The organism is Rhizobium sp. SG741, from assembly GCF_012275435.1.
Taxonomy (GTDB): domain Bacteria; phylum Pseudomonadota; class Alphaproteobacteria; order Rhizobiales; family Rhizobiaceae; genus Rhizobium; species Rhizobium lusitanum.
The window spans coordinates 115,827-142,479 of the sequence record NZ_JAAZQP010000015.1; the positions used below are offsets into that span (position 1 = coordinate 115,827).

A 26,653-nucleotide genomic window follows, 5' to 3' on the forward strand; every position below is an offset into this window, starting at 1 on the left:
GTGAAACGATCCAGAGGATCCCGACCACGAAGCCTGTGAATGCGGGCACACGAGTGCGGACGGCTTTAGCAATTTCACAGAAATAAAAAATAACTAGTATTTCCAGGCGTCAAGTAGTATACAACCGTATGCAACTGATCACCTCTTCTATTCGGTTGAATCAGAAACCTAGCCAACTTAGGAAATATAAGACAGTTTAGGGTTGGCACCTGAAGTACACATTCAAGGATTCGATATTTAGTAGTTAGGGACCTACTGAATATACGCTCAGATACATAACATCATTCTGAAATGTGAGCCCTTCTCTCGTTAAGCGATGAGGTCCAGCATGACTGTCGATGTCTGGTCAGCGTTAATCCGAGGTGTCCTTGGTTTCGCACATTCGCGCGCAGGCGACCTCACCGGTTCTTCCTTCAAGGACACAGGCTCGCTTCTCGCTTCGCTCTTCGACAATTCCCCAGACGGCACCACCAAGACGCGGCTCGGCGCACTTAAGCAGGACGTTAACGACCTCAAGCCGCTCGTCCAACAAATAGCCGATGCGATCAAAGGCAAGATCAACGACGCCAAGACGGCCGTGACCAACATGGCCAACGAACTCGGTACCGATCCGTTCACCATTGAGGCCGCCGGCCGCGCCGCCACTGAACTTGCCTTCGTGCTGATTGCCTTCGATGAGGCGCTCGATCTCATAGCGAATAAACTTGCCGAGCAGGAACCCGCGGGGCCTAACCACGACGCCCATGTCACGGAAATCAAAACCGCAATCAAGGGCATAGACGAGCCTTGGAAGAAGCCTTTCAGCAATCTGGCGGGCGATCTTACGAAAACCTTCGATGCCTTCTGTCAGGCGGTGCTCGGCGTCGACAAGGCAGGCTCGAAACTCGCCACCCAGATCGCCTGGAGCCGCCCTGACAAGCGCCTCGCCTTGACGCTGCAAAGCATGGGCGCGCGCCGAATGGGCCCGCTCGGCTTCGATGGCGCCTCGGTGGAAGCGTTCTTCGCCTACAAGACGGACGCGACGCTCGGTCTTGCCCTGCGTGCCAAGCTCCAGGCCGGCCTTCGCAACGACAAGCTCCTGGAAAAGATCATACCGGGCGAGGCGAAGACCGCAGATTCCAATCCCGTCGCCATCAATCTCGACACGCATGACGGCCTCACCTTCGGCGAGGGCAAAGATAAGCGGCTGGTCCTGCCGGTGCGATTCAGTTTCCCCGGTATCGAATTGCGCGAATTCGCCATTGCCCGCCCCCAGGGGAAGGACGAGAACAGCGGCCGCATCGACCTGATGACCACCATCGCTGGTAAGATTGGCGATGTCTTTGGCGTGGTGACCGAAGGCGGCGGCGTCACGATCACCTGGACAGGCGGCGATAGCGCCATCGACGTCAAGCCGAAGCCGCCACCATCCACCGGCGTGCGCATCAACACGGGCGTTGTCCGCGGCGGCGGCTTCCTGCGCTACAAGGAAGATACCAAGGAATATGGCGGCGTGCTCGACCTGCAATTCGCACGGTTCGGTATCACCGCGATCGGCCTGATCGGCACTGACCCCTTCTCATTCGTCGTTGTGATCGGCGTGCATTTCCTGCCAAAGATCGAGCTCAGTTTCGGTTTTACACTCAACGGTCTCGGCGGAATCCTTGCCATCGAGCGAACGCTTGACAGTGATGCTTTGGCCAAGGGCCTTAAGGAGGGCGCGGTTGGCCAACTGCTTTTCCCCGAAAATCCTATCGATGCAGCACCCAAAATTCTCGATCGCCTGGCGCAGGTCTTCCCGCCACGCTCGGGCGGCTTCGTCATCGGACCGATCGCTGAGCTTGGCTGGGGTTCGCAGGCCGGTTTCCTCAAGGCCCGGCTCGGTATTGTGCTGTCGTTGCCCGACCCCAAGATCGTCATTCTCGGCGCCGTGCAGATCGGCGTGCCCTCCGCCGATGTCGATCCCAAGCTGCGCGTCGTCGACATCCATGCCGAATTGCTGGGCGAAATCACTCCCGACTTCTTCCTCATCAGGGTCTCGCTCGCACCATCGAAACTCGCCGGACTGACCCTCAGCGGCGACCTTGGCATCCTGATCCAATGGTCGGGCGAAGCGGCCTTTGCCATTTCTGTTGGCGGCTTCTTCCCAAAATATACACCGCCGCCCCAGCTCGCCGACCTCAGGCGTGTCGCCATTGAGCTGTCGCCGCCTGTCAAATGGCTGACGGTCCACGCGGAAGCCTATGTGGCGGTGACCTCGAACACCATCCAGTTCGGTGGCAAGATCGTCGTCAGTGCCGATCTCGATGTTGCCTCCGCCAAGGCCTGGATCGGGCTTGATGCGCTGTTCCAATGGTCGCCGCGTTTTTATTTCGTATTCATCGTCGATGTTGGCATCGAGGTTAAGGCACTGGGCCATACCGTCGCTGGCGTCGCCTTCCACGGCGAACTGCAGGGCACGAAGCCATGGCGGCTAGAGGGCAAGGCTAGTGTCGACATTCTGTTCTGGACCATCGATGTCCCCATCGGACCCGAGGAATGGGGCGAGAAGGACACTACCGTCGCCGAGACTGTCAATCCGCTGGAAATCGCCTGGGCTGCGCTGACGGCGGACTCGGCATGGACGCCACAATTGCCGGCAGGCAGTGACATGCTGGTGCGCTTTACCGAGTTTGACCTGCCGCTTCTCGTGCATCCGCTCGGCTCGCTCGAGGTCAAGCAACTGGTGGTGCCGCTGGAAACGGATATCGATCGAATCGGATCGAGCCCGGTTTCGGTCAGACGCATCAACCTGTCTTCTCCGAAGGTTGGTGGGCACGACGCGATGGCGGTGTCGCATTCGCTCGATAATTTCCCGCCGGGTCATTTCATCCAGCAACCCGACGACCAGCAGGCCACGCGACCTGACTTCGAGGCCTTTCCCTGTGGCATGAAGCTGGCGACCACTCAGGTGCCGGACTTCGGCGGTTCGGCCGATGCCGTCTATGAATGGAACACCGTCTTCCCGCATCAGACATTTGCCAGCAATCGCGACAAATGGATCCTGGATGCAATCGCCCGACCAGTGATGCGCACGAGCGCCGTCGCTGCCGCCCAGCGCCTGCGCGATAACCCCTATCAGCAAGTCACACGCGCTGCCGATGACATCATCGGCATGGTCGATCCCGGCCTGTGCCAGGTCTGTCTCAAGAGCGATCTCAAGCTTGTCGCCGGCCAGCCGTCGGCGATGACCACCACGGCCGCAGCGCAGTTCGTCATGGCCAATCGTGCGATGGAGCAGGCACTGGAACTCGTCTCATTGGGAGTTGCGGCATGACTGGCTCGCTGGCGTTTTCCAAGAACTTCGTCGCCGATGCCTTCAAGGTCGGCGCCACCACCTTTTATAAGCCTGAGGACATCGTCCTTGGCGAATACACCTTCTTGCCGTGGGTGCGCACAGGCCTTGCCGCGGCGATCCAGTCGCCAGCAGGCACCGATCTTCGTGGCGTGGTGGAGGTGACCGCCGATCTCGTTGCCAGCGACGGCTCGCAGCCGGCTCAGTCAGTCAAGAAGACGCTCATCCTGCGCGGGCCTGGAGACGTCGTCGGCATCGATCCGAGCCAGATCATCCGCCGGGAGCCGAGCGCCAACACCGTCAATGCTGAAGAAACATTCCTTGCCCATATCGAATTCGACCGACCCGAACTGCCTTGGCTGTTTTCCCCCTTCGCTCCGACGGGTGACGCTTTGCTGCCATGGCTAGCCCTAGTGGTCTGCAAGGCCGACAGGGTGATACTGCTTCCCTCCACGCCCGGTCGACCCATCCAGCTCGCCACTATGCTTGGCGAATTGCAGCCGCTCACAGATGCCGCGTCCTGGGCCCATGCCCAGGCCATCGGCCGCGCGGCGGCCAAAACTCCGCTTGCCGACCGGTTGAGCGATGACCACGCGCCGGCCAATCTTTCGCGTATCCTGTGCCCACGCAAGCTCGAGCCGCAGACAGACTATATTGCCTGCCTGGTTCCAGCCTTCGATTGCGGCGTACGAGCGGGGCTCGGCCAACCCGGCGGCACGCTGGAGCCGGCCTGGACGCGAGCAGCCGACAATAGCGATGCCGCAACGCAGATCATCCTACCCATCTATGACAGCTGGACTTTCTCAACCGCGCCAGCCGGAGATTTCAAGACCCTGGCCGAGAAGCTGGAGGGTATCGCCGCGCCCTGGACCATCGGCCGGCGCATCATCGATACAAGCCGTCCGGAAGGGGGCCTCCAGCCCCTACCGCCCCGTGAGGAAGGCACTGTTCAAATACTCAAATGCGCCCTAGTCTCACCGCAGTCGCCACCCGCGGGTGGCCCGTCGGAGACCAGCACCTGGAGCCCGGCTCGGCGTGATGACCTCCGTGTGAAGATCGACCAAGCCAACGAGCCGGGGCATGAAGATCTACCACGCGTCGGTCCGCGCCTCTATGCGCGCTTCCAGCGCGGGGCCTCTCAACTCGGCAAGATCTTCGGTGATCCACCGTCTGAGACGGCCTCCGCCGACGCCGATTGGTTCTCGCAGCTTAACACCAACCCGCTGAACCGTATCGTAGCCGGCCTTGGCACGCGTGTCGTTGTTAAGGATCAGGAGCAGCTGATGCAGGCGGCCTGGGCGCAGGTCGGCGAGGTGCGTAAGGTCAATGCTTCCCTCATCCGCCATCAACTGGGCCGTTATGTCGGCGAGTCGCTGTACCGTTTGCATCTATCCAACCTCGAACTGGGGCCGTTGACGCAGGTGATGCGCGGGGTGCAGGCTAAGCTCAAGCTCGATGGCGACGCGCTAACGGTCTACGGCAAGGTGGAAGCTAGCCGCACCGCTCCCGTGGCGATGACCACCGCCTATCGCCGTGCAACCCGCCTGCGAGGCCCCGTGGCCCGTTTTACCAAGGATGCCGGCCCGGCCGCCCTCAAGGGATTGGTCGCAGGCATGGCCGGCTTCAACGATTTTCGGGTTACCTATGTCAATCCAGATGGCGTCGGGAAACTATCGGTGAAGGCCATTAACGCGCTGTCGGTGGACATCGTCGCGCGCCGGCTGGGTGTCGACCCTTCCGTCGCGATCCGGACGCTGACGGAGCGTCTCTCCGTCTTGGAACGCAATCCCACAATCGCCGATCTGGCGCTGTCACCGGCCGGCATATGGCGCGTGCCAGCCGGTAATATCGACCTTTCCGCTATTCTTGCCGAAACCGTGGCGACCAAGGTAGCGACAGTCACCCCGGCTACGCCGGAACGTGATTCCGGGCGGGCCGAAGCGCTCAGTGGTCTGCTTGTCGGGTTGGCAAATTCGGGCATAGCCTCAGTGGCGACCAAGGCCGCCAGTCAAGTGCAGGTGTTTAGCCAGAAGATCCCTTTCAAGGCGATCAATATCACACCTGGTCCGGTGCTGACGCCAAGCCCGATCACACGCCCGCTTCTTCCCGGCACGGGAATGGTCACTCCCCTGCCCCATAGTGGTGTGCGTGTTCAGACGCCGCTGCGCCCGCCGGTCGTCACCCGCCCGGTTGGCTCCATCTCCGACACGGTGACCGCCGAGGCTGCCACGCGCGTTCCCGCCACTCCTGCACCGCTTGTTCGTTTCGAGACGGCTACATCGCGCGCGCTCACCGGCGACCTCACCAAATTCCGCGATACACCGGCTATGGATATCGCCGCAGCGATTTCAACGCTCGCCGTCGACAACGGCATGACTGTGCTGCCATTGACCCCAGATCGGCCGGCCCTGGCGGTCGCCAGGACATCACTGCTCCAAGCCGTGACGCCAGCCACCACGATGACCCGCTATGTCACGAACCGCCTGGTTCGGATGCCCTCCTGGCTCCCGTCTGACTGGTTCGTGAACGGCCGTATAGATCCGATTATGGCCGCGCCGCATTTCGACCGGCCAATGTACGAGGCGCTCGACGCCTACGACCGCGACTGGCTCATTCCGGGCATTGGCACCATCAACAAGACTGATTTCGTCACCTTGCTCAACACCAATGCCGCCTTCACTGAAAGCTTCCTGATCGGGCTCTCGGACGAGATGGGGCGCGAGCTTCTCTGGCGCGGCTATCCGACCGACCAGCGCGGGACTTATTTCAGGCGTTTCTGGGACGAATCGGAGGATGAGCTGAGCTCCTATATCCACAAGTTCTCCAAGCAGCCGCTCGGAGCTCATATCAGCATCGGCGGCAACAATATTGTGCTGGTGGTGCGCGGCGAGATCGTCAAGCGCTATCCCCATGCGATCGCAGCCGCCGTCCTAGCTCAAGACGACAACGATCAACGCCCCACTTTTGTTGACCATACCGCGCAGATCCTCTTCCATCACCACCTGGATCCGGATTTCCTGCTCGTCGGCTTCAAACTCACTGAGGCGCAGGTCCGGGCTGAGCCATGGTGGTTCATCATCGCCGAACATCCGACCGCGCCGCGTTTCGGCTTTGCCGCGGGAGCACCCCAAGGCTCGGCTGCGGCGATCGCTGCCGCCCGCCTGAGAGATCCGGTACGCGCCGCCTTCCGGGGCAAGCTTCTGCTCAACCAGATTCAATCGGCCGGGGGTCCCAATGCCTGATCCCAACCTCACCGCTCTGAAGAATGTCCAGAAGACGGTCAAAGTGCAGCAAGATAAGCGCGACAAGGCCATTGCCCATCTCGCCAATGCCAATGCCGAGATCGCAAGGGTAACGGCCGAGGCCGCACGCCTTGAAGCTGCGGGCGATATTATCGGCGCGCAGCGTCAGCGTGCCGCGCTCGATCCACTCGTGACCAAACGCCGCAATGCCAATACGGCAATTTCCGATACCGCGGCTGCGGTGACCGGCGCACTCGACGGTCTGCGCGACCTGGTTGATCCCTGCGATGCCGATCCGGCTTTTCCGTTGCTTCTCCTTCCTGTGCGCGTCGAGACCCGTTTCAGCCCAGACGGCAAGTCTCTGCGAATCCGCATCATGCCAGATGACATCCATATCGATCAGCTCGACCATGGGCTCAGCAATGCCGAACGAGATGCCGCGACCATCTACTGGCACGCCTTATGGACGGCGGCTGACGATGCCCTCGATCCGCCATGGCAGGTCTTGGTCAATGCCGTCGGCAAGCAGCGAGCGGCGTGGGCTGCGCTGGCGATGGAACCCACCAACCTCAACCAGCGCGCAACGGCAGCAGCGCCGGTGTTTCCGGATGTGAGCGCCAGAACCAAGCGCGCGGCCGTTGCCCGCCTGCTGCCGGACCATTTCACTGCGGTCGCCATCCAAGCCGGCAGCCAGAGCCGAAAGACCGGCGCGAGCATCCCACCGGAGCTCGTGGTCGGCTTGTTCGCCGGCGACGGGTCGGAATACAAAGAAGTGAGCGGGCTGCAATTCCTGCCCGGTGCCGAGTGGCTCGCCGATTATGGTGCCGCCGAGAAGAACGGTATGGCAATCACTCTACCGCTTGCCAGCGCTGGCCAGAAAATCGACGATCTCTTCGTCTTCGGTGTGCGCCGGAGCATCGATCCCAAGCGCGCACCCGCCGAATTCGAGGATCTCCTTACAGCGCACCTGTGCACCAAGGGACTTGCCTTCGTGCCACAAGGCGCCCCGAGCAACAACACCGAAACCGATCGCGCCGCATGGCAGCGCCGGCCCGATATGCGCCAACCACCACGCGACGCTGTCAATCTGGACCCCGGCAGCAACGCGGCGGTGCTGAGTGCGGCGCTCGGCATCAGCACCTCACTGCTGTCCGCGCTCGATTACGCCGGTACCCGCGAACAGGCGCTCGCCAAGGCGATGAATGTCGCGCTGTGGGGGCCGAGTTGGGGCACTTTCCTCGACCGGGCCAACAATGTCGACGCCTCGGGCTCCACCCTCACGACCGCCATGCGCGAGCAGGCACGCATTTTCCACCGTGATTTCGTGCGCGGCCGCGGACCGCTGCCGACGCTGCGCATTGGTGCCCAGCCATATGGCGTCCTGCCCGTGTCGAGCATTGGCAGACGCTGGAAGAGCGCACGAGGCGACACATTCGAAAACAACATCGCTGGACTGCTGCAACGTCTGCGCCGGAAATGGCTCGGCTGCGTCGACGATCTGCCGCGGGTCGGCACCGGTGCAATCGACGGGGTGATCGGCAAGCTGCTCGGCACCAGCCCGGTTTCGGTATCGTTGCGGGTGCGAACCGTGCTGTCGGCCGAATTGGCTCTGCTCGCCACCAAGGCGGCAGGCGCCTCGCAAGCCGATTTAGATCTCGAATCCCTCATCGAGACCGTGCTGGTCGAAGACTTGATCGGCAACCTCAGTTTCATCCGCCCCATGGGCTCTTTGTCGGAAGATTCGCGGCCGCTGGCGCTCCCCTATGTCGACGATGCAAGGGACGGCACAGTGATCGGTCAAATCGTCGCCGACCAGGCACCGCAGATCTCTAGCGTGCTGCAGGCACTTGCGGCACTCGCCTGGGACCGTGCCAAGCGCGAGCTCAACGACAGCAGCGGCCAAGGCCGGCTCAACGATATCATCCAGGCGACAACATCGATGTCGCCACAGATCAAGAACGATGTCGCAACGCTCGTGGCCCGCCCTGACAGTGCCAGCGCCGATCAATATTATGCCGTTGCCACCACCGTTCTTGCCGCCAATCAAACCGCGACCGTCCCGGATATTGCCGAAGTCCAGCCTGTGACTGCTTATCGCTCTTCCTTCGCCCAGTTAGCATTGGAAAGCACGGCTGATGTTTCGCGTGACTATTTCGGCGTGATCACGGCAGCGGCTTGGGCGTTGGCCTCCGGCCGCCTTGCCGAATTGAAGACAGCACTTACGGAACTTTCGGCCGCGCTTTCACCTGACGCGCTTCCCGGCGAGCGGCGGATTCTCGTCGCCGAGACGCTCGACACCGCCTCCCACCGCCTTGATGCCTGGCTGACTGGGCTGGTGGAGCGGCGGCGGCAATCCTTGCGCAAGGCCAATCCGATCGGCCTCAGCGTCGGTGCCTACGGCTGGGTGCAGGAGATCACGCGCGCCGCTGATCAAAACGGTGGCAATGGTGGTTACATTGCCGCGCCAAGCCTGGATCATGCCGCCACCGCCGGCATCCTGCGCAGCGCCTATCTCAGTCATAATCCAGATGTTGGCGGCAACAATGCCTTCGCGATCGACCTGACTAGCGAACGCGTACGCACGGCGCTGCACCTTCTTGACGGCATCCGGCAAGGCCAACCACTCGGCGCTCTGCTCGGCTACCGCCTTGAGCGCAAGATTCACGAGGCGGGGTTAGACCGGCTGATCCTCTCGCTGCGCGCCATTGCACCGCTCACCCAGGGCAAGTTGACCGATCGCAGTGACGGCACGGATATCCCCGCGGTCGAGGCGCTGGCCGCGGCCAATGTCACCGACGGCCTGCAATTGGCCGAAAAATACCAAGGTAAGGTGGCCAATTGGGACAAGCTGGCGGTGCTCCGTCGGCTAAACGACAGACCTTCCAACAACCCCTACCTCATCGGAGATTGGCCCGCGCTCAGCCCCGACGAATGGCGTACGGTGTCGGCCATCATCGAGGATGCCGGGCAAGCTGCGGATGCGGTCGCCGATCTTCTCATGGCCGAATCGGTCCATCAGATGGTTCAGGGCAACATGCCGCGCGCTTCGGCGGCGCTCGATGCCGCCAGCACCGGGGACGTGCCGCCGCCCGAACCGGATGTCGTTGCCTCGCGGCTGGAAGGTATTCCACGTGTCCACCGCCTGATGCTCGTCGCCGGTGGCGATGGCGGTTGGAACTCCACCCGTCCACGCTCGGCCGCCGCTCCGCGCCTTGAGGCCTGGTCGGGCGCCCGGCTTGGATCGCCCGCAACCATCCGGATCGGCAGCAATATCCACGGCGCGGTCCTGACGGCCGCCGATACCGGTCTTTCAGCGCTCGATCTCGTCTATATGGCAACCGATCGGCCGAACTTCGAACGCGTCTTGCGCGCCAATCTGCCGGCCCTCGCCCCCGATGCTGCTCTCTTTGCCGAGCCCGCCGACGACTGGCCGGCAGACCAGCGCGCCATCGGCAACATCTTCGACCTAGCCGCTTCCATGCGCGCGCTGCTGGTGGCCAGCCGCCCCGCAACGGCGGCAGACCTCGCCGTCCCCAACACCCCACCGGTGCGCACTATTGATCCGACTGAACTCGATCTGGTGAAGACGCGCCTTCAGGCGGCGACCGGCATGTTGTCGCTGCGCGCGCAGGCGGCTGCCGCCCAGCTTTCCGTCAATCCCGTGGTTCACGAATTGCTGGCTTCAGCTCTTGCGGGGCTTGCCGATTTCGGGATCGTCCTTCCCCAACTCCAGGGCGATGCCATCATCAACGCCGGCCATCTTGTGCTGGCAGACGCCAACAAGCGCCTCACGGAGGCCGAACAGGCGCTGGGCGACCCCGCCTCAATCACCGCCGAAAGCCTGGCGAAAATCGGCCAGAGCCTATTCGGCGACGGCTTCTGGGTGACGCCGCGTGTCGGTTCGCCTTCCGGGCCGGATGCCTGGGGGCGGTCGGTCGGGGCAACGCCGTTGATTACCCAACCCACGCACTTTGCCATCCGGCGCTACCTTACCGACATGGCCAGCGTGCGCGATAATGTCCGTCGCTATCTCGAGATTCTCATGCTGGGTGAGGCAACGGGCACGCCGGCGGCGCCTCGCGCCACTCAGATGACAGGTATTGGGGACGATCCGCCGACGACGTGGATCGGCGTCGCGCTTGATCCCTCACAGCCGACTCCCTTGGTCCCATTGGTCAGTACGGTACTCGATACCGTCACCGCCTATGACGGCAGCGCGGAGACGCTCGCACTCGTGATCGACGAATGGACAGAGGTCGTGCCGCTACGCGAACGGCGCAGCAAAGAGCCGGACACGCCAGTCGACATTCGCTCGACCGCGGGCATCGCCGTCAACGCCAATGCACCCGGGGCACGCGCGCCGCAGGCCATGCTGCTCGCCATCTCGCCCGACGGCAACCGCTGGACGACTGACGCCATGGTTGATCTTCTTGCCGAGACTTTGGAACTTGCAAAGATCCGCGCGGTGACGCTGGAAACCACCAATGGAGCCGCGCGCATCCTGCCGGCACTTTACCAGCGCAGTTGGTCGCTGCAGGGGGAAAAGGTTCTCGACCTGCGTTTCATCGCCGAGAAAGCGTACAACAAGGCTGCGGTCGCCGCCTTCGTAAAGGACAAAGGGCCATGAGTAACACGGTGAACGTCATTGCCGCGCGTCCGCTAAGCGGGATCCTCAAGGCCATCTCCCTGGAACCACCGGCCTGGAGCCGGCTGGAGCCGCAATCCTTCACCGGCGATCCCAGCCCCGGCATCGAGGCGCGCATCCATGATCCCCTGTGGCTGATCGCCCGCCAGTGGCAGTTCGGCGAGTTCCAAGGCGAGGATGCAGGTACACCGATTGCCATGCATGTCTCTATGACCAGCCGGCGGATCAGTGCTTGGAAGCCCGGTGGCCAGAACCCTGAAACCCCGGGACGGCCTCTCGGAGCCGACCACTCGATCGAGCCCGAAGTGGAGCGCGAACCTCCGGCCAGCCACGGTGTCGGCTTGCGGCAACGAGCCGAGGCTGGAGCTCTGCTCGTTTCGGCTTTGGCCGAGGCCGGTTTCGAGGTCGGCAAGGCTCTGTCGCAGGCGTTTGCGCTGCCCGTCGATGACGAGCCGCCGGCCGATGTGCCTGCGGCTCTCTGGCAGGCCGATCCGATGTGGCGCACCATCGCCCGCGCGAGCCCGGATGGAGAGGCGGTCGCTGCGTCAATCGAGGCAGCCGGTGCCGGAAATCCGGCTTGGCTGAGCGGTGCTTCCGCCGATGCCGCTGCGGTATCGCGGGAGTGGCTTGACTGGTATCGCTCCCAGGTCTCCAGGCCGGCCGGAAGTAACGATGCCTGGCTGCGCGAGCGGCTCGAGTACCAATTCGCCATTCGAACTGGCAATCCGAACAATCAGGCGGTCTTCCGTGCTCCGGCCCATGATGGCGGTCCTGTCGACTGGTACAGCTTCGATTATCTCCCCGACGAGACGCTGGCAGTGGACGGCGAAGCCGCCGATCCTGCGGCCGAGGTCGCCAAGACGATGACAATGCTGGCAACGCCTTTGCGCTACGCCGGCATGCCTGCCGACCGCCTTTGGCAATTCGAGGACGGCCTCGTCAATTTCGGCCGCATCGAGACCCAGCCCCACGATCTTGCGCGCCTGTGCTTCGTCGAGTTCTCAACAGTCTACGGCAATGACTGGTACACGATTCCAGTCGACCTGCCGGCCGGCAGCTTCACCCAATTCTCCGAGGTCGCCTTCACGACCACATTCGGCGAACGCTTCGTGGTTACCCAAGCGGACGACAGCGGGCGCAGCGGCCATTTCCGCATGTTCGGGCTTAGCGTCTCGGGCGGGCCTACTATGCTGCCTGGCCTGCTGATACCACCTGGAGGCAGGGTTTCGCAGGAAGGAAAGGCGCTGGAGGACGTGGTGTTCTTGCGCGACGAAAGCGCCAACATGGCCTGGGCGGTTGAAAAAACGGTGCAAGGCAAGAGCGGCGATCCACGCAGTCGCAGCAGCGAGCCACAAGTCCAGCCGCCCGACGCACCGCTCGCCGAAGGGACGGACCTGCGTTACATCCTGGAGACGACGGTGCCGGCCAACTGGATACCGCTCGTGCCGCTGCCAACCTCTCCGGCGCAGGGCGGGTTCGAACTGCGCAAGGGCACAATGACCGACAAGGATGAATCGCTTGGAGAAATACTCGATCCTACGCCCTTCACACTGAAAGAGGAGGAGGTTCCGCGTGAAGGCGTGCGAGTGCGCCGCGTTCCAGCCGTTTGTCGGACCGCTGACGGCCAAATGGTGCGTTGGATCGCCCGCCGCGTCAGCATCGCTCATGGTGAGGGAGCAAGCCGTCTTGCTTTCGACGGCACGACCAATCAGCCCGGAGTATAAACGGCTCTGTCGCCGCAAACCGCACGGTAACGTTGGCTGGAGCACGAAGGCTGCCGCTCAATCCGGTGAGACGCGCTTTCTAATATTTTTTTGCGAGGCCGCTCTTCCGACTGAAGAGTGATCCTCCTTCAGACGAAACAAAGCATCGGCTCGCATCATTAGGAGGAGCAATGGGCAAACTGACGAGTGCACACGCTTGGTGTAATGGTGAGGTTGCCTATGTTGCATGGGCCGCCGACGGCCCGATCGCCGGCTGCATCGGGTTCATGGTGACAAGGGTCCATGAAACCGGAGACGATGCCGGCACAAAACGAATTCTGCCAACCTGGATCGCCTTTACCGACCAATCCAATCCCGATTGGCTGGAACAGGACAGTTCCGTTTGGCCTATCCAGCAATATCAATGGCGAGACCTAACTTTACGGCGCTCACGCAACACTACCGATGTCCGTCCGATCGACTTCAAGATCCACTACGAGGTGGTCCCCTTGGGCTTGGCGGGCAAGGCGGAAGACAAATTACCGCCTTCGGCTACCGCACCTTACCTCGATGAACATGGCAAGCCGCGTTACGTCGGACAACAAAAGCCGATATTCGCGCTGGGACCAGCGATTTCAACGCCGACGATCGATGTTAGCCATGATTTTCCATCCGGAGGCTCTATCAAGGCGACCTTCACGAACGGGATTCTGTCGACCCAGAACCTCCTACGCCAACTGGAAGACATCCGGGGTAAGAAACCGCAGGCAGTTGCTGCCGGTCCGATCGACAACGGCAAGGCCACTGGCATTTTGTCGACGCTCAAGAAACATATCCCGGTCAGGAACGACAAGATCCGTCTCTTCCTGACCGCAGACGTATTGAGCTTCCTCTTGCACCTTATAGACCGCACAGAGCAATCCGCGACCGGCGAGCTCTATCTGGCGCTTTACGAGCTGCATGACCCTGAGTTGATCGACCGCCTGGAAGCTCTCGTCAAGACGGGCAAGGCCCGCGTCATCCTATCCACCGCAAGCTCAGCGGATGTGAATCCGAAGGGAGCGCCCCCGCCAAAGCAGCCGATCGTCTGGGACGTCGAAAACTACCCGGCGCGTTTGCGTCTGCACGCAGCGAACGGCTCCAACGTTCACGACCGTCTGTTCAACAACGATGACCATATCGGCCACAACAAGTTCGCGGTCTTCGTCGAAGGCGGAAAACCCAAAGCCGTCATGACAGGCAGCACCAATTGGACGGAAACTGGGCTTTGCACCCAATCGAACAACGTGATCCTGCTTGATGACGAGGCGATTGCCGAGCGCTATTTGGGTTTCTGGAACGACCTTCTCGCGGACAGACAGCCAACCGGTGTCCCGCTGACAGCAAAGGCAGGCAAAAAAAGCGCGACAGGCTTCGCTGCAAATAACGCTGTGCAGTCAGATACTCTTCGATCTGCCAACGCCAAACCCAAGCCGGAAGTCACGGTCGCAGCTGGCTCAAAGGTGGAGATCTTCTTCTCACCGAACACCAAAGAGCCGACCAAAGATAGTGACTCCCCGACGCCGATCGACCTCGCGAGGGTCTACTCGCTCATGAAGCATGCAAGCGACGCGATCTTCTTTCTCACCTTCTATCCCGGTGTTCGAGGTGAGCAGAACATCATCGGCACGGCTGCGGATCTCGCGAAAAAGCGGCCGGATCTGCTGGTTCAGGGCGCGATCAGCAACCCCAATGCATTGCCGGCGCCAAAGCCGGGAACGCCCACAACCTACAAGACGCCGACCGGCGAGGTGAAGAAGCTCCCACAACCTGCCATCTGGTGGCCAGATGGTGACGACAGCCGCGTCGCGATGATCCGTGCCTCTGCCGTAACGCTTCGAACCGGTGATCTTCGTCCGGAACTTCTCAGTGCGGGTTACGCGATCATCCACGACAAGATCATCGTCATCGATCCACTGCACCCGACGAACTGCACGGTGATCACCGGCAGTCACAATCTTGGTTATAAAGCGTCCTATCAGAACGACGAGAACTTGCTGATTATCCGCGGAAACCAGGCGCTTGCGATCGCTTACGCCGTCCACGTCCTGGATACGTACGATCACTACGTCATGCGTGCAAGGATTGAGGACGAACGGCGAAAGGCCTTGATTGCGACCGGCAAAGAGCCGGTTTCCAAATCCGGGGGCTTCCTTCGCTTGAATGACCAGTGGCAATCGCGGTGGTTCGCTGCCGGCGGCCCGCCGTCCAGCCGCGACTACTTCCTGAGCAAGTGACAGGAGCGGCGCAGACGATGGGAGAGCACGACACGATATTGCCTGCAGATGACGGAGCCGAACCGCCGCCGGTCCTTCAAGCGAGATTTCCAAAACAGGCGATCATCGTTGTTCACGGGATGGGCGAACAAAGGCCGATGGACACGATCAAGGATTTCGTGCGGACGGTTTGGCAGGGAGATCCCGTCGCCACGGCAAATGGCATGCCCGACCCCACCGAGATCTGGAGCAAGCCGGACGAACGGCTCGGGTCCCTGGAACTACGACGCATCACCACACGCGAAAGCGCCCCTTCGCCGGGCGTCTTCGATCGTGGCGTCCGCAACGACTTCTTCGAGCTCTATTGGGCGGATCTTACCGCCGGCACGCCGTGGGAGGAATTCGTCTCCTGGCTCCACTATCTGCTCTTCCGCAACCCCGTCACGAACCTGCCACGCAATGTCGTGCTAGCGTGGATCGCGCTCTGGCTGGTGACCATCGCTTTCGTTGTCCTTGGCGTGCTGGCCGTCATTCCTCCCGACACAGTTCTATTTGGCTGGCACGTGCCCGATTTCGGGAGTTACCGCTGGCTTGTGCTCCCATGCCTTGCGGCGGTCGGCACCTACACACACGCCACCATCCAGAAGACCTTCGGCCGGGTCGTGCGATATACCCGCGCGACGCCGAGCAACATCGCCGCGAGAAAGGCGGTCCGCGATCGCGGCCTGGCGCTGTTGGAAACGCTCCATAGTGACAAGCAGTACGATCGCATTATCCTGGTTGGACACAGTCTCGGAACGATCCTTGCCTATGAGCTGCTCGCCTTTTTCTGGGCGAGGAAAAGCCTGGCACGGCAGATCAAAGAGGGGACAGTTGCCTTTGATGCACTGAAGGTGCTCGAAGAGGTCGCCCCGCTTATCGAGGCAAAGCCGGATGACGCTGCTCTGCTCCTGCGGTGGCGCGATGGACAGCGAAGATTGCGACAGGCCATGGCGGCGCATGATGAAAATGCCGCCCGAGGACCGGGCGATCCTGCCACGCGATGGATCATTTCTGATTTCGTCACACTCGGATCACCGTTGACGCATGCCGAGTTTCTGATGGCGGCCGGCCGGCCGGACCTTGATGCCCGGATGATCGCACGTGAGATGCCCTGCTCGCCTCCGGTGCGTGAAAAGCTCGATCCGGACAACCTGCAGGCCGCTATCGACGCCGGAATGTTTGCGGCAGGAAAAAAGGAAGGCAATCTGTTTTCCTTCCCGTGGCGTGATCCTGATAAGACGTGGGAGCTGCATCATGCGGCGCTCTTCTGTGCCGTCCGATGGACGAACATTTTCGACCACTCACAGTGGATATTTCAGGGGGACCTGATTTCGGGGCCATTGCGCGAGGAATTTGGGCCAGGTGTGATCGACATCGACCTGAGGGAGATTCGCGGACAGGCGCATGGTTTCACCCATACTTTATATTGGAGCAGGGCGGCCGACTCCCGCCAACTCGAAGTTTTGAGACGAGCCGTCAACTTACTTGACCGGCCTCCGGGAGAGGTCTGGTCGGGGTTTGAGCACGCGATAGTCCGCAAATCCTCATAACCTGAGCGGGTTATCCTTGGAGACCTAAATTTGGCTGCCATGATCGTCGGCTAAAAATTCAATCACCAGAGTTCTCACTCGTCAATGGAGCAGGACATGTCCAAAACATTTCGGGCCGTTGTTTTTTCAGCTCTCGCTATCGCAGCCGGAACCCGACCGGCTGCGGCCTGGTGGGATGAGGGCCACATGCAGATCGCGGCTGTCGCCTACGACCGGCTCACCCCCGAAATCCGCGCTAAGGCGGATGCGCTGATCAAGTTGAACCCAGAATACGACCGCTGGGTCGCCGGCGTGCCCGAAAGTCTCAAGGCGCAATATGCGTTCATCAAGGCGGCGACCTGGGCAGACGATATCAAAGGCCTGATCGAGGGATACACAAATAACGGAGACAAGGCGACGAACCCGCAGGCAGGACGGAACGTCGGATACTATGATCATTATTCCCACGGCTACTGGCACTTCAAGGACATCGGTTTCTCCACGGATGGCACGCCGGTGGAGGATGCCGATCCGGTGAACGCTCTGACGCAAATCAAAGTTTTGAGCCAGGGACTATCGTCAAGCTCAGGCCTGGCGGACGATGTGCGATCCTACGACCTTGTTTGGCTGATCCATCTGGTCGGTGACGCACACCAGCCCCTCCATGCAACAGCCCGCTTTTCACAGGCACACAAGCATGGCGACCAAGGCGGTAACCTCGATGAGGTGGTGACCGCGACCGGAGCGAAGATGAAACTACATGCCTACTGGGATGGGCTTTTCGGCGGCTACTCGACCCCATATGGCGCAATTTTCGACGGGTTGGTGAATGCTGATACAAGGCTCCCGGAGCCTGATACGACCTTAGCCGCTGAGCACGATCCCGAGAAGTGGTTTCAGGAAAGTCAGAAGCTCGCGATTGACGTGGCATACGCCGAGCCGGTTCGATCTGGACCTGCCCCGTACATGCTTGACCGGACCTATGAGACCAACGCCCTGACGACGGGGCGAAATCAGGCGGCGCTGGCGGCAGCTCGCCTCGCCAACCTGATTACGGTCGCTTTAAAGTAGCGGCACAGGTCGGACGGTTTTTCGCGGCTCTCCTCAATCGCGCTTGCCACGACGAAGGTCTGCAACCCCGTCAATGCGCTCTGGGAGGCTTTTCCAGAGTCTTGCAGATTGGCGTCTCAGCGCCGCTCACCCCAATCAATTCCAACGCTCCAGAGCCCACGGCGCTTGAATCGGGCAAAAAGGGGGCGGAACAGTTCTTGTTCCGCCCCCCTCTTGCAATGCAAAGGCCGTGATCGCCGATGTCCGGGCACCGTGCCTCCGCTTAGCTGAATCCTCTATCCCTCGCATCCAAGCCTCTTGGCCCCTGAACATTAAAGGGGCACGGATATACGGTAGCGGTTTCAGCCGGGGCGCGGCTTGCTCAAAGCGGCAAACTAAGGTCTTCGGCGGCGATATGGCTGATGGTTTCGACGAACAGGGCACACTCGGCCTGCATGACGTTTCGTTCGATGGTTTCGACAGTATCGGCCGGAGTGATTTCGACCGATTTACGGGCGATAACGCGGCCATGATCATATTCGCCATCTACCACATGCACTGTTGCCCCGGTTACGGTCTCTCCAGCATCGAAGACGGCTTGGTGAACCCTTCGGCCATACATGCCTTTTCCGCTGAACTTGGGAAGGAGTGCAGGATGGACGTTCAATATCCGACCTTCAAAGGCTTCCAGTGTCCGAGGCCCCAGTTTACGAAGATATCCTGACAAAACGACGAGTTCTGCCCGCGCGTCTCGAAGTTCCTGTAGCAAGGCTTCATCTGCAGCATCTTCATCAGGGTGAGTGGGAATGCAAACCGAACGGATTGAGTTCGCCGCTGCGTAATCGAGAGCGGCCGACGTTGATTTGTTGCTAACGACCACGCAGGCGACGGCTCTCATTTCACCGTCATGGATAGCCTGTACAATTGCCCGGAAAGATGAGCCATTATTGGATGCCAGGAATGCGAGGCGCAGTGGCTGCTCCGACCTGTCGGCGATATCTGTAGTGAAGCTCATGCCTATTTTCGCTTTTTGGTTTCGGTGAGAACTTGATCCTGAATCGATATGGGTCCTGACCGCACGGTGGTCCGACGCTGCATGAGCTTTTCGCCGTCGTTTCGCAATTCGCCTCTTGGCCCAACAAAACGGTAAAGGGTCTGGCGGGTAATGCCGAGTTCGGTGCAAAGATCGCCTACTTTCGTTTCAGGCTGACCCATCGCTGCCTGGGCAAGACGCAGTTTCGCCGCCGTCATCTTGAACGGCCGACCGCCATTGCGACCGCGGGCACGAGCGGCTGCCAAACCTGCTTTGGTCCGCTCGATGATCAGCGCCCGTTCAAACTCAGCCAGAGCGGCGAATATTCCGAACACCAGTCGGCCATTAGCAGTCGAGGTGTCGATCGACGCGCCTTCGCCGGCCAGCACCTTCAAGCCGATATTCCGCTTCGTGAGATCGTCGACCAGATTGACAAGGTGGCGCAGATCACGGCCGAGCCGGTCGAGCTTCCAGACGACAAGCGTGTCGCCGCGACGCAACGCCTTCAGGCAAGCCGCCAGACCAGGGCGGTCGTCCTTCTTTCCTGACGCGGAATCCTCATAGACGTTTTCGGCCTCAACCCCGGCCTTGGCCAGCGCATCACGTTGAAGGTCATGGACCTGACTGCCATCGGCCTTCGACACTCGCGCATATCCGATCAAGGCTGTCATTTATACGTCCGTCTGTGTGACATTCTTCATTTGGCCCCGCCAAAGTCTGTAGATTGTCACATAACCCGTCTTGCAATGTAAGCTCCGTGAACGGTTATCTCCGATCTTTTTGTGACAAACGGAGTACCGATGCCCCGCCGTATGATTTTAACGGATGCTGAACGGCAGAATTTCCTTGCGCTGCCCACCGATGACGACACCCTGATCCGGCATTGGAGCCTCAATGACGACGATCGCCGTCTTATCGAAACGCGGCGCCATGATGATACCCGATTGGGATTGGCGCTTCAGCTGCGCGCTTCGTTATCCGGGTCGCCTGATTCAGCGCGGGGAAGTCATCCCTGCCGTGGCGCTGTCGTTTTTGGCCGAACAACTCGGGATCGAACCGGAGGCGCTTGCCACTTTTGCGCGGAGAGCACCAACTCGCTACGAGCAGCTTGCCATCCTTCGCCAGCACTATGGCTTCACCGAATTGTCCCATCCTTTGCGCACCGATCTGCTTGCTTTTGCACGCGGCATTGCGATCGCTTCGACGAAAGATAAATTTGTCGTCGCAACCCTGGCTGATGAGATGCGGCGGCGACGCATCGTTATTCCTGGCATTACCGTGCTCGAGCGGCTGGCGGGGCAAGCGTGCACCGAAGCCGAAGTGGCTCTGTATGCCGATGTTGCTGCAAGATTGACGCCCGATCTCGTCGTGCGCCTGGAAGCATTGCTCGGTGCGGGACGACGCGCAAAACAGAGCGGCATATCTTGGTTGCGGGAGCCTCCCGGCAAAGCAGGGGCAACGGCCATGCGGGGGTTGATCGATCGGCTGGGGGCCGTGCGGCATGTCGATATTTCCAATGCTGTGCTTCAGGCGATCCCGGCTCACCGTGTTCGCCGGATGGCACAGGAAGGTCGTCGTCTAACTGCCCAGAACTTTGAACAGATGCGCCCAGGCCGCCGTCACACGACATTAGCGGCGTTTCTTCTGGAAATGGAAGTCGCACTCACCGACGCGGCGATCGGCATGTTTGAGACGTTGATCGGCAAGAGTTTTCGGCAGGCAGAGTCAGCCCGTGACAAGCAACTCATCGAAAGCGCATCATCAGCGACATCCGCACTCGATTTCTTCGCAAATTTCGGCGAAGCCATAACCGCTCAACGCGAATCCGGGCTTTCGCTTGATGAAGCGGTGACCACTGTCACGAGCTGGGACGCGCTCATTCAGGCAACAGCCTCGGCGAAGGCGGTCAAAAGGCCTCGGAGCGAGGATGATCTGATCACCTACCTGTCGGTTCAATATGTCCGTGTCCGGCGGTTCACCGCTCCATTTCTGGCATCATTCACCTTCGAAGGAAACCGCCGAAACACCTATTTCATCGAGGCTATCGTACAGATGGAAACTGCCTGGAGGAATGGCTCCAGATCGGCAGAGCAGCCCTGGGTCCACAAGGCGCTGCTGCTGGCGAATGCGCGATGGCGCAAGGAAATCGTTGGCGGTGACGGCACGATCGACCGGAAGATGCTGGAACTGTTTCTCATCGTCGAACTGAAGAACAGGATTGCCGCCGGAGACATATGGATCAGGGGGTCCCGCGCCTACCGCGCACTTGACGAGCACATGATCTCACAACAGACGTTTGCTGTCATCAAAGCAGAGGCCCGCATCCCGGTCGCGATTCCGACCGACGTCGAGACCTATCTCGCCCAGAAAGCCGAAGCACTGGATCAAAAGCTGCGTGAGGCGGCACGTCGCCTGGAAGCCGGCCGGGGCGATACCCGCATCGGCGCGAAAGGATTGCGGGTTCCAGCAGTGAAGACCACGGAAACTGAAGCCGCAATAGCATTTGCGAGACGCGTTGCAGCCACCATGCCGCCGATCCGGTTGACGGACCTTGTGGCCGATATCGACCGGATGATCGGCTTCAGCTCGCTGTTCGAGCATCTTCAAACAGGTCGGCCATCATCCGATCTGCGGGTGTTCTATGCGGCGCTGATCGCCGAAGCCACAAATCTCGGCTTCTCGAAGATGGCGCATGCTTGCCCTGGCATCACACGCCGTCAATTACAACAAATGGCAATCTGGCATTTCCGCGAGGAGACCTTCGCGCTGGCACTCGCCAGACTGGTCGAGGCCCAACACTCCACGCCGTTCTCAACTGTGTTCGGATCGCACGCTGTTTCCTCGTCGGACGGACAACATATCCACCTTGGCGATGGTGGCGAGGTGGCAGGCGGCGTCAATGGTAGGTATGGAAACAATCCCATCATCAAGCTATACACCGCGATCTCTGGTCGATACGCGCCCTTCCACACCAAAATCATCGCCGCGACTGCGAGTGAAGCCGTTCATGTGCTCGACGCACTGCTGGAAACCGACGCTGGTCTTAATATTGCCCGTCACCATGTCGATGGCGGCGGCGTCAGCGATCTTGTGTTCGCCTTCTGCCATGCCCTCGGCTTCGCGTTTCTGCCGCGCATCCCCGATCTCGACGGGCGATGCCTTTATGGTTTCGGACCGGCCAAGCAATACGGAATTCTTCAGAACGTCATGGGTGACCGGATCGACCCCGATCTGATCCTGGCGCATTGGGACGATATCTTGCGTCTGATGACCTCGCTGCGCACCCGCACAGTCAGCGCCTCACTCATGCTGAAGCGGCTTTCGGCGACAACGAGACAGAGCGGTCTGGCCCAGGCGTTGCGCCAGATGGGCCGGATCGAGCGAACCCTCTTCACTCTCGACTGGATCAACGATGAGCAACTACGCAAGACCACGACGGCCGAATTGAACAAAGGCGAAAGCCGGAACAGCCTCGTGCGGGCCGTGAATCTTCATCGTCTCGGCCGTTTCCGCGATCGTAGTCAGGAAAATCTTTCGATCCGGGCATCCGCGCTCAACCTGGTTGTCACCGCCATCATTCATTGGAACACAATCTACACCGGTCGCGTCGTCGATGCTTTGCGCAATGCGGGACAGGCCATCCCGGACCATCTCCTCTCCAGCCTGTCGCCGCTCACATGGGAGCATGTGAACCTGACCGGCGATTACCTGTGGGAAGAAAAACCGGATTTCGATAAAAACGGGTTCCGCGCAATCCCGTTCATCCCATGATCCGCCTACCGTATATCTATGCCCCTTTAATGTTCAGGGGCCGTTAAGGCACCAGGCCATTTGGCTTACTCTTTCTGCTCGCCAGTCTGGAACAAGGAGATCGCTATGGTGAAGCTTGCATATGTTTTAGGAGGACTACTCGTTCTGGTCGGTCTCGTCTGGATGGGTCAGGGCAGCGGGTATTTTCCATATCCGGTGGAGAGCTTCATGATCGATCAGTCCGCTTGGATTTATCGGGGAGCTCTGGTCGCCATTATCGGCGTTGTGGTGATCGTGCTGGCGCGACGCAAGCGGCCGCTTTCGTGATTGGCTGCTGCAGCACCTAAACTCTGCGAGCGCCAATAGGCTGGCAGCGTCAGCCATAGATGATAGCATTTTACGTTGGCTTGGATTTCGAACCCAGAACGCCGATCAGCCGCCAGTTTCTGACGCATCTGCGCATTGAGGCGCTTCAGTCTCGTGAGCTCGGGGGGTACCTTCGTGTCTGGAGGGTCATACGATTGCAATCGACTTCCAGAGTTTTTCAAGCGATATTCCGCTTCCCGGTGTCAGATATTGCGTAATTCCGCATGTGTTGCTATGTTAACTCATAGCGGTATTCCGCTCATTGAAAGCAAAAGAGGCGAAATTCCGCATGAGCTCGTCAGTTTACAACATGCTCGGAGAGCAGCTGCTTGTTGCACGAAAGCAGCGAGGGCTCAGCCAGCCCGAACTCGCCAAGCGGCTTGGTCGCGACCGGGCGCGGATATCGGAGTTGGAGCGTGACCTCACCAACAACCGCTTAGGACGAGATCGACTGACGTTGTTTGCCGAAATCTGTGATGCACTCGACCTCTTGCCGGTCTTGGTGCCCAGATCGCGATTGGCTGCTGTGCGACATCTCATTAATGAGAGCAACGATCATCACCACACGACGCAGGCCCCCAATGCATTTGACGAGCTTTTCGTCGACCTCGATGAAGACGAGGCACCCTGATGGCAAAGATATCAGCCATACTCGGTGTCCACATTCTTGATCGGACGCGTGGCACGGTGAGAGCTGGGACGTTGACCCGTGATGCCGACGGTGGTGTTGCATTCATCGTTGCCGAGCCTTACCTTCGCGACGCGAACCGTCCTATCCTGAGTCTTGGATGGTATGACCCCGAGGATGACGCAAGCACGCGCGATCGCTTGGCCAGACGAGGTGACAAGATCGGTTTGCATGGTACGCTGCCGCCATGGTTCTCAGGGCTGCTTCCGGAGGGAGCTTTGCGAGATCTCGTTCTGACCGAGATGGGGCCAGGCAACCACGATGAATTCGATGTCCTGACCCGGCTTGGCGCGGACCTGCCGGGCGCTGTCCTTGTGGTCCCTGAAACCGATGTACCATCGTCGGCAGGGCCGATTACCCTGGAGAACGTGCAGGGGTTCAAGGCACCACTTCCCGCGGGAACCGTGAAGTTTTCCCTGGCCGGTATCCAGCTGAAGTTTACGGTAAATCCTGACGGAGAGCGGCTAACGATCCCCGGTCATGGGGATACCGGTCGCTGCATCATAAAGGTTGGAAGTGAGCGTTTTCCAGGCCTTCCAGAGGCCGAATTCGGCGCCATGCAATTGGCAAACGCAATCGGAGTCAGGACTGCGGTGTGCCGTCTGGCTCCTCGCAACGCAGTGAAAGGAGTGCCCGAAGAGCTATTGGCGCATGGACAGAATGTCTTGGTGGTCGACCGCTTCGACCGGGCGGGAAAGGGCTCTCGCATTCATATGGAAGATGCAGGTCAGATCCTCGGAGCGATAGGTGATCGAAAATACACGATGGCCACGACAGAGACCATCATTAACGTGGTTCGACGCTTCAGCACCGACCATCGTGACGATATCATGGAGGCGGTACGCCGCGTTGTCGCCGACGTCTTGATCGGCAACGGCGACAGCCACCTGAAGAATTGGTCTTTCCTATTCCCGCGGCCGGGTGAAATACGGCTGTCTCCAGCCTACGACATCGTACCGACAGTTCTCTATATGCCGGCGGACACCATGGCACTCCGGTTTGTGAAAACGCATAGTTTCGAGCATGTGAACCTTCATCGCTTCGAAAGGGTTGCAAGCTTCCTAAGGCTTGATCCCAAACCCATTCTTCGCGAAGTAATCAGCACTGTTGAGCAGGCGCTGGAAGTCTGGCCGGCTCTCGCGCCTGAACTGCTGGGGGAGGAAAGGGGAAATCGCATTCTGTCGCGATTACAAACTCTCAGTTTGGTTCGTGAAGTGTCGTGACCCAGCGCAATATCGAGCATGCCATCTCGTTGACTGGACCATTGCGTCCGAAAATGTGATGAAGGCGACGCCAATCGGCGGCGGGCGCTTGCGACTGGTATCCAGCGCTAGTCGATCTGTCGTGTCCAACGTAATGATTCCCTGGCTCACTTTCGGACCGTTGTTTTTCCAATAGAATTCCCTTGAAATCCAAAATAGGTTTCCCCAAATCGCTTAGACAAGCCAAAAAGGCCGGGCTAGTTTGCCGGGCGAACTTCTGTTGGTTTGACGCGGGCGAATGAGCTGCTGAGGGAGGTCGAGTTCATTGCCCGGGTTGGCGGGGAGGAGTTCGGGATCGTCCTGGCTACGGAGGATTTGAAGGAAGCCAAATATCGCGCCGAGTAGAAAAGGCAACGAATGGCTGCTGAGCCCGTTTCATGGGGCGAAAAGTCAATGGCCGAGACGGCAAGCGTTGGCATCGCTATCGGTGATGGGCTCGGAGATTTTGAATGCGTCATGACGCGGGCGGACGACGTTGTGTACAGGGCAAAGCGCGGCGGGCGGAACCAGGTAGCGGCGTGACTGCTTTGGCGAAGCGCGGACGCAATACATATCGCGCCGCCGTAGACTAATTCCCGAAACTCAATAAACTCTAAATCCTTGATGCTCGGAGGGGGTATCCTTGGATTTCGTGCTCTTTTGCAAGCTGGAACTCGGCGCCGCAATCCCGGACTATGGGACGGGATCGACATGCGTTCTCCTAACAGGAGTTCGCCAGGATGATTTTAACGAGAGTGCTTTTGACAAAGGGGTCCAGGCGTACATCATCGAAGCTGATGTCGACCTTTCTGCTCTGGGGCTCTGCGAAGATGAAGAATGCCCCTGCCGGAGAGAACTGCAGGAAAATTGGATAAAGCTGACGCTCGCAGGCGATAACGCTGGACAGACGTGGATCTACAGAGCCTTTCAGGCCGGGCCGCCGGAGCGCTTCAACGTCCTTAACATTGAGGTTGTCAGTGGACCGAAGCTTCCAGATTTCCCGGACAGTTCGGATGTCGAGTTCGAAGGGGGTGCATCAGCACCGTATTCCCTGTCCGGGTTTGAAGTAGGCCAGGGAATGGCGTCTCTCGTTTACAATTCCTCCTTCGGATATCTGGTGGATGCTGGTGCCGGGACGCCGATCAAGCGCCCGGCCTATCTTCTACCGGGCTTTGTCAGTGAACTCCTGACTCTGCTCAACACAAGAACGGTCAAGTTCTTCCTATCACACGCCGACAGCGACCACTGGAGGATGCTGGTCTGGGACGGAAGGATTGAGACAAGGGTTTCAGAGTTCTTTGTACCCAGCGGGATGAAGCCCCTGCTTTTCTTCGATGTAACCGTAAAATCCCGAACACGTCGCTGGAGCGCACCTCACGTTGGCGTGCCCTTACATTCGGGTCAGCAGCTACAGATCATGAGAACGGCTCCGGCTCATCCCACCTCGAACAACGATGGTCTGATCCTTCTTTTCGAGGATGGCACTGAATTGGGATTGCTCCCTGGCGACTGCGTGTACGACGAGATCATCGCGGACGCCAATTCCCACGTCAGCAGTCTTGCGGGCATGTCGTACACAGCCATAGTTGTCCCGCATCATGGCGATGCTGCAAGCGCTCACAGTGTCCCACTGTCATCCACCGCATCCAAAGCGTTCTTTTCAGCGGGTAACCACACGAGGTTCCTTCATCCAACCCCCGCATCGACAAGCGCCCACAGTACGGCTGGCTACACGAACCTGGTGAACAAAACTCCAACCTACATTCGAGAGGTTCCATTGATGTAGCAGATCGGCC

13 protein-coding genes and 1 pseudogene are annotated in these 26,653 nt (G+C 59.9%); 12 read left to right on the forward strand and 2 right to left on the reverse strand.

Going from position 1 to position 26,653, the window contains the following annotated elements:
• Positions 1-328: 328 nt before the first annotated feature.
• The 7 genes from FHT29_RS29405 (at position 329) to FHT29_RS29435 (ending at position 17,800) form a co-directional block, all read left to right on the forward strand.
• Positions 329-3,295, forward strand: coding sequence for a DUF6603 domain-containing protein (locus FHT29_RS29405; RefSeq protein ID WP_168600776.1), 2,967 nt, complete (start codon positions 329-331; stop codon positions 3,293-3,295).
• Positions 3,292-6,555, forward strand: a complete 3,264-nt coding sequence (locus FHT29_RS29410; RefSeq protein WP_168600777.1) for a hypothetical protein — start codon at positions 3,292-3,294, stop codon at positions 6,553-6,555. Before FHT29_RS29405 ends, FHT29_RS29410 begins: the two co-directional genes overlap by 4 nt.
• Entirely contained in the window at positions 6,548-11,182 is a 4,635-nt protein-coding gene (locus FHT29_RS29415; RefSeq protein ID WP_168600778.1) for a hypothetical protein, read from the forward strand. Before FHT29_RS29410 ends, FHT29_RS29415 begins: the two co-directional genes overlap by 8 nt.
• Positions 11,179-12,924 (forward strand): hypothetical protein, encoded by a 1,746-nt coding sequence (locus tag FHT29_RS29420; RefSeq protein ID WP_168600779.1) that lies wholly within the window; start codon positions 11,179-11,181, stop codon positions 12,922-12,924. Before FHT29_RS29415 ends, FHT29_RS29420 begins: the two co-directional genes overlap by 4 nt.
• A gap of 170 nt (positions 12,925-13,094) precedes the next feature.
• Positions 13,095-15,179, forward strand: a complete 2,085-nt coding sequence (locus FHT29_RS29425; protein ID WP_168600780.1) for a phospholipase D-like domain-containing protein — start codon at positions 13,095-13,097, stop codon at positions 15,177-15,179.
• Positions 15,180-15,196: 17 nt separating this feature from the next.
• The gene (locus FHT29_RS29430; RefSeq protein WP_168600781.1) at positions 15,197-16,750 is read left to right on the forward strand and encodes a hypothetical protein; all 1,554 of its coding nucleotides are present in this window, start codon (positions 15,197-15,199) and stop codon (positions 16,748-16,750) included.
• Positions 16,751-16,846: 96 nt separating this feature from the next.
• On the forward strand, positions 16,847-17,800 hold the full coding sequence (locus tag FHT29_RS29435) for a S1/P1 nuclease (RefSeq protein ID WP_168600811.1): 954 nt from the start codon (positions 16,847-16,849) through the stop codon (positions 17,798-17,800).
• A 361-nt stretch (positions 17,801-18,161) separates the two neighbouring features.
• Here FHT29_RS29435 and purN read toward each other — a convergent pair whose 3' ends face one another.
• Together purN and FHT29_RS29445 are read right to left on the reverse strand one after the other, a co-directional pair.
• On the reverse strand, positions 18,162-18,794 hold the full coding sequence (gene purN / locus FHT29_RS29440; RefSeq protein ID WP_168600782.1) for a phosphoribosylglycinamide formyltransferase: 633 nt from the start codon (positions 18,792-18,794) through the stop codon (positions 18,162-18,164).
• Positions 18,795-18,796: 2 nt separating this feature from the next.
• Positions 18,797-19,483 (reverse strand): recombinase family protein, encoded by a 687-nt coding sequence (locus FHT29_RS29445; RefSeq protein ID WP_168600783.1) that lies wholly within the window; start codon positions 19,481-19,483, stop codon positions 18,797-18,799.
• 129 nt (positions 19,484-19,612) lie between these two features.
• Between FHT29_RS29445 and FHT29_RS29450 the strand changes: the two are divergent.
• From FHT29_RS29450 to FHT29_RS29470, 5 genes and pseudogenes are all read left to right on the forward strand, one after another.
• A pseudogene (locus tag FHT29_RS29450) lies at positions 19,613-22,583 on the forward strand (Tn3 family transposase).
• Between the two features lie 105 nt (positions 22,584-22,688).
• Complete coding sequence (locus FHT29_RS29455; RefSeq protein WP_168600784.1) at positions 22,689-22,889, forward strand: hypothetical protein; 201 nt, start codon at positions 22,689-22,691, stop codon at positions 22,887-22,889.
• A gap of 328 nt (positions 22,890-23,217) precedes the next feature.
• Entirely contained in the window at positions 23,218-23,559 is a 342-nt protein-coding gene (locus FHT29_RS29460) for a helix-turn-helix transcriptional regulator (RefSeq protein ID WP_168598783.1), read from the forward strand.
• On the forward strand, positions 23,559-24,839 hold the full coding sequence (locus tag FHT29_RS29465; RefSeq protein ID WP_168600785.1) for a type II toxin-antitoxin system HipA family toxin: 1,281 nt from the start codon (positions 23,559-23,561) through the stop codon (positions 24,837-24,839). The genes FHT29_RS29460 and FHT29_RS29465 overlap by 1 nt, the downstream gene beginning before the upstream one ends.
• Positions 24,840-25,500: 661 nt before the next feature.
• Entirely contained in the window at positions 25,501-26,643 is a 1,143-nt protein-coding gene (locus FHT29_RS29470) for a hypothetical protein (RefSeq protein WP_168600786.1), read from the forward strand.
• Positions 26,644-26,653 lie beyond the last annotated feature (10 nt).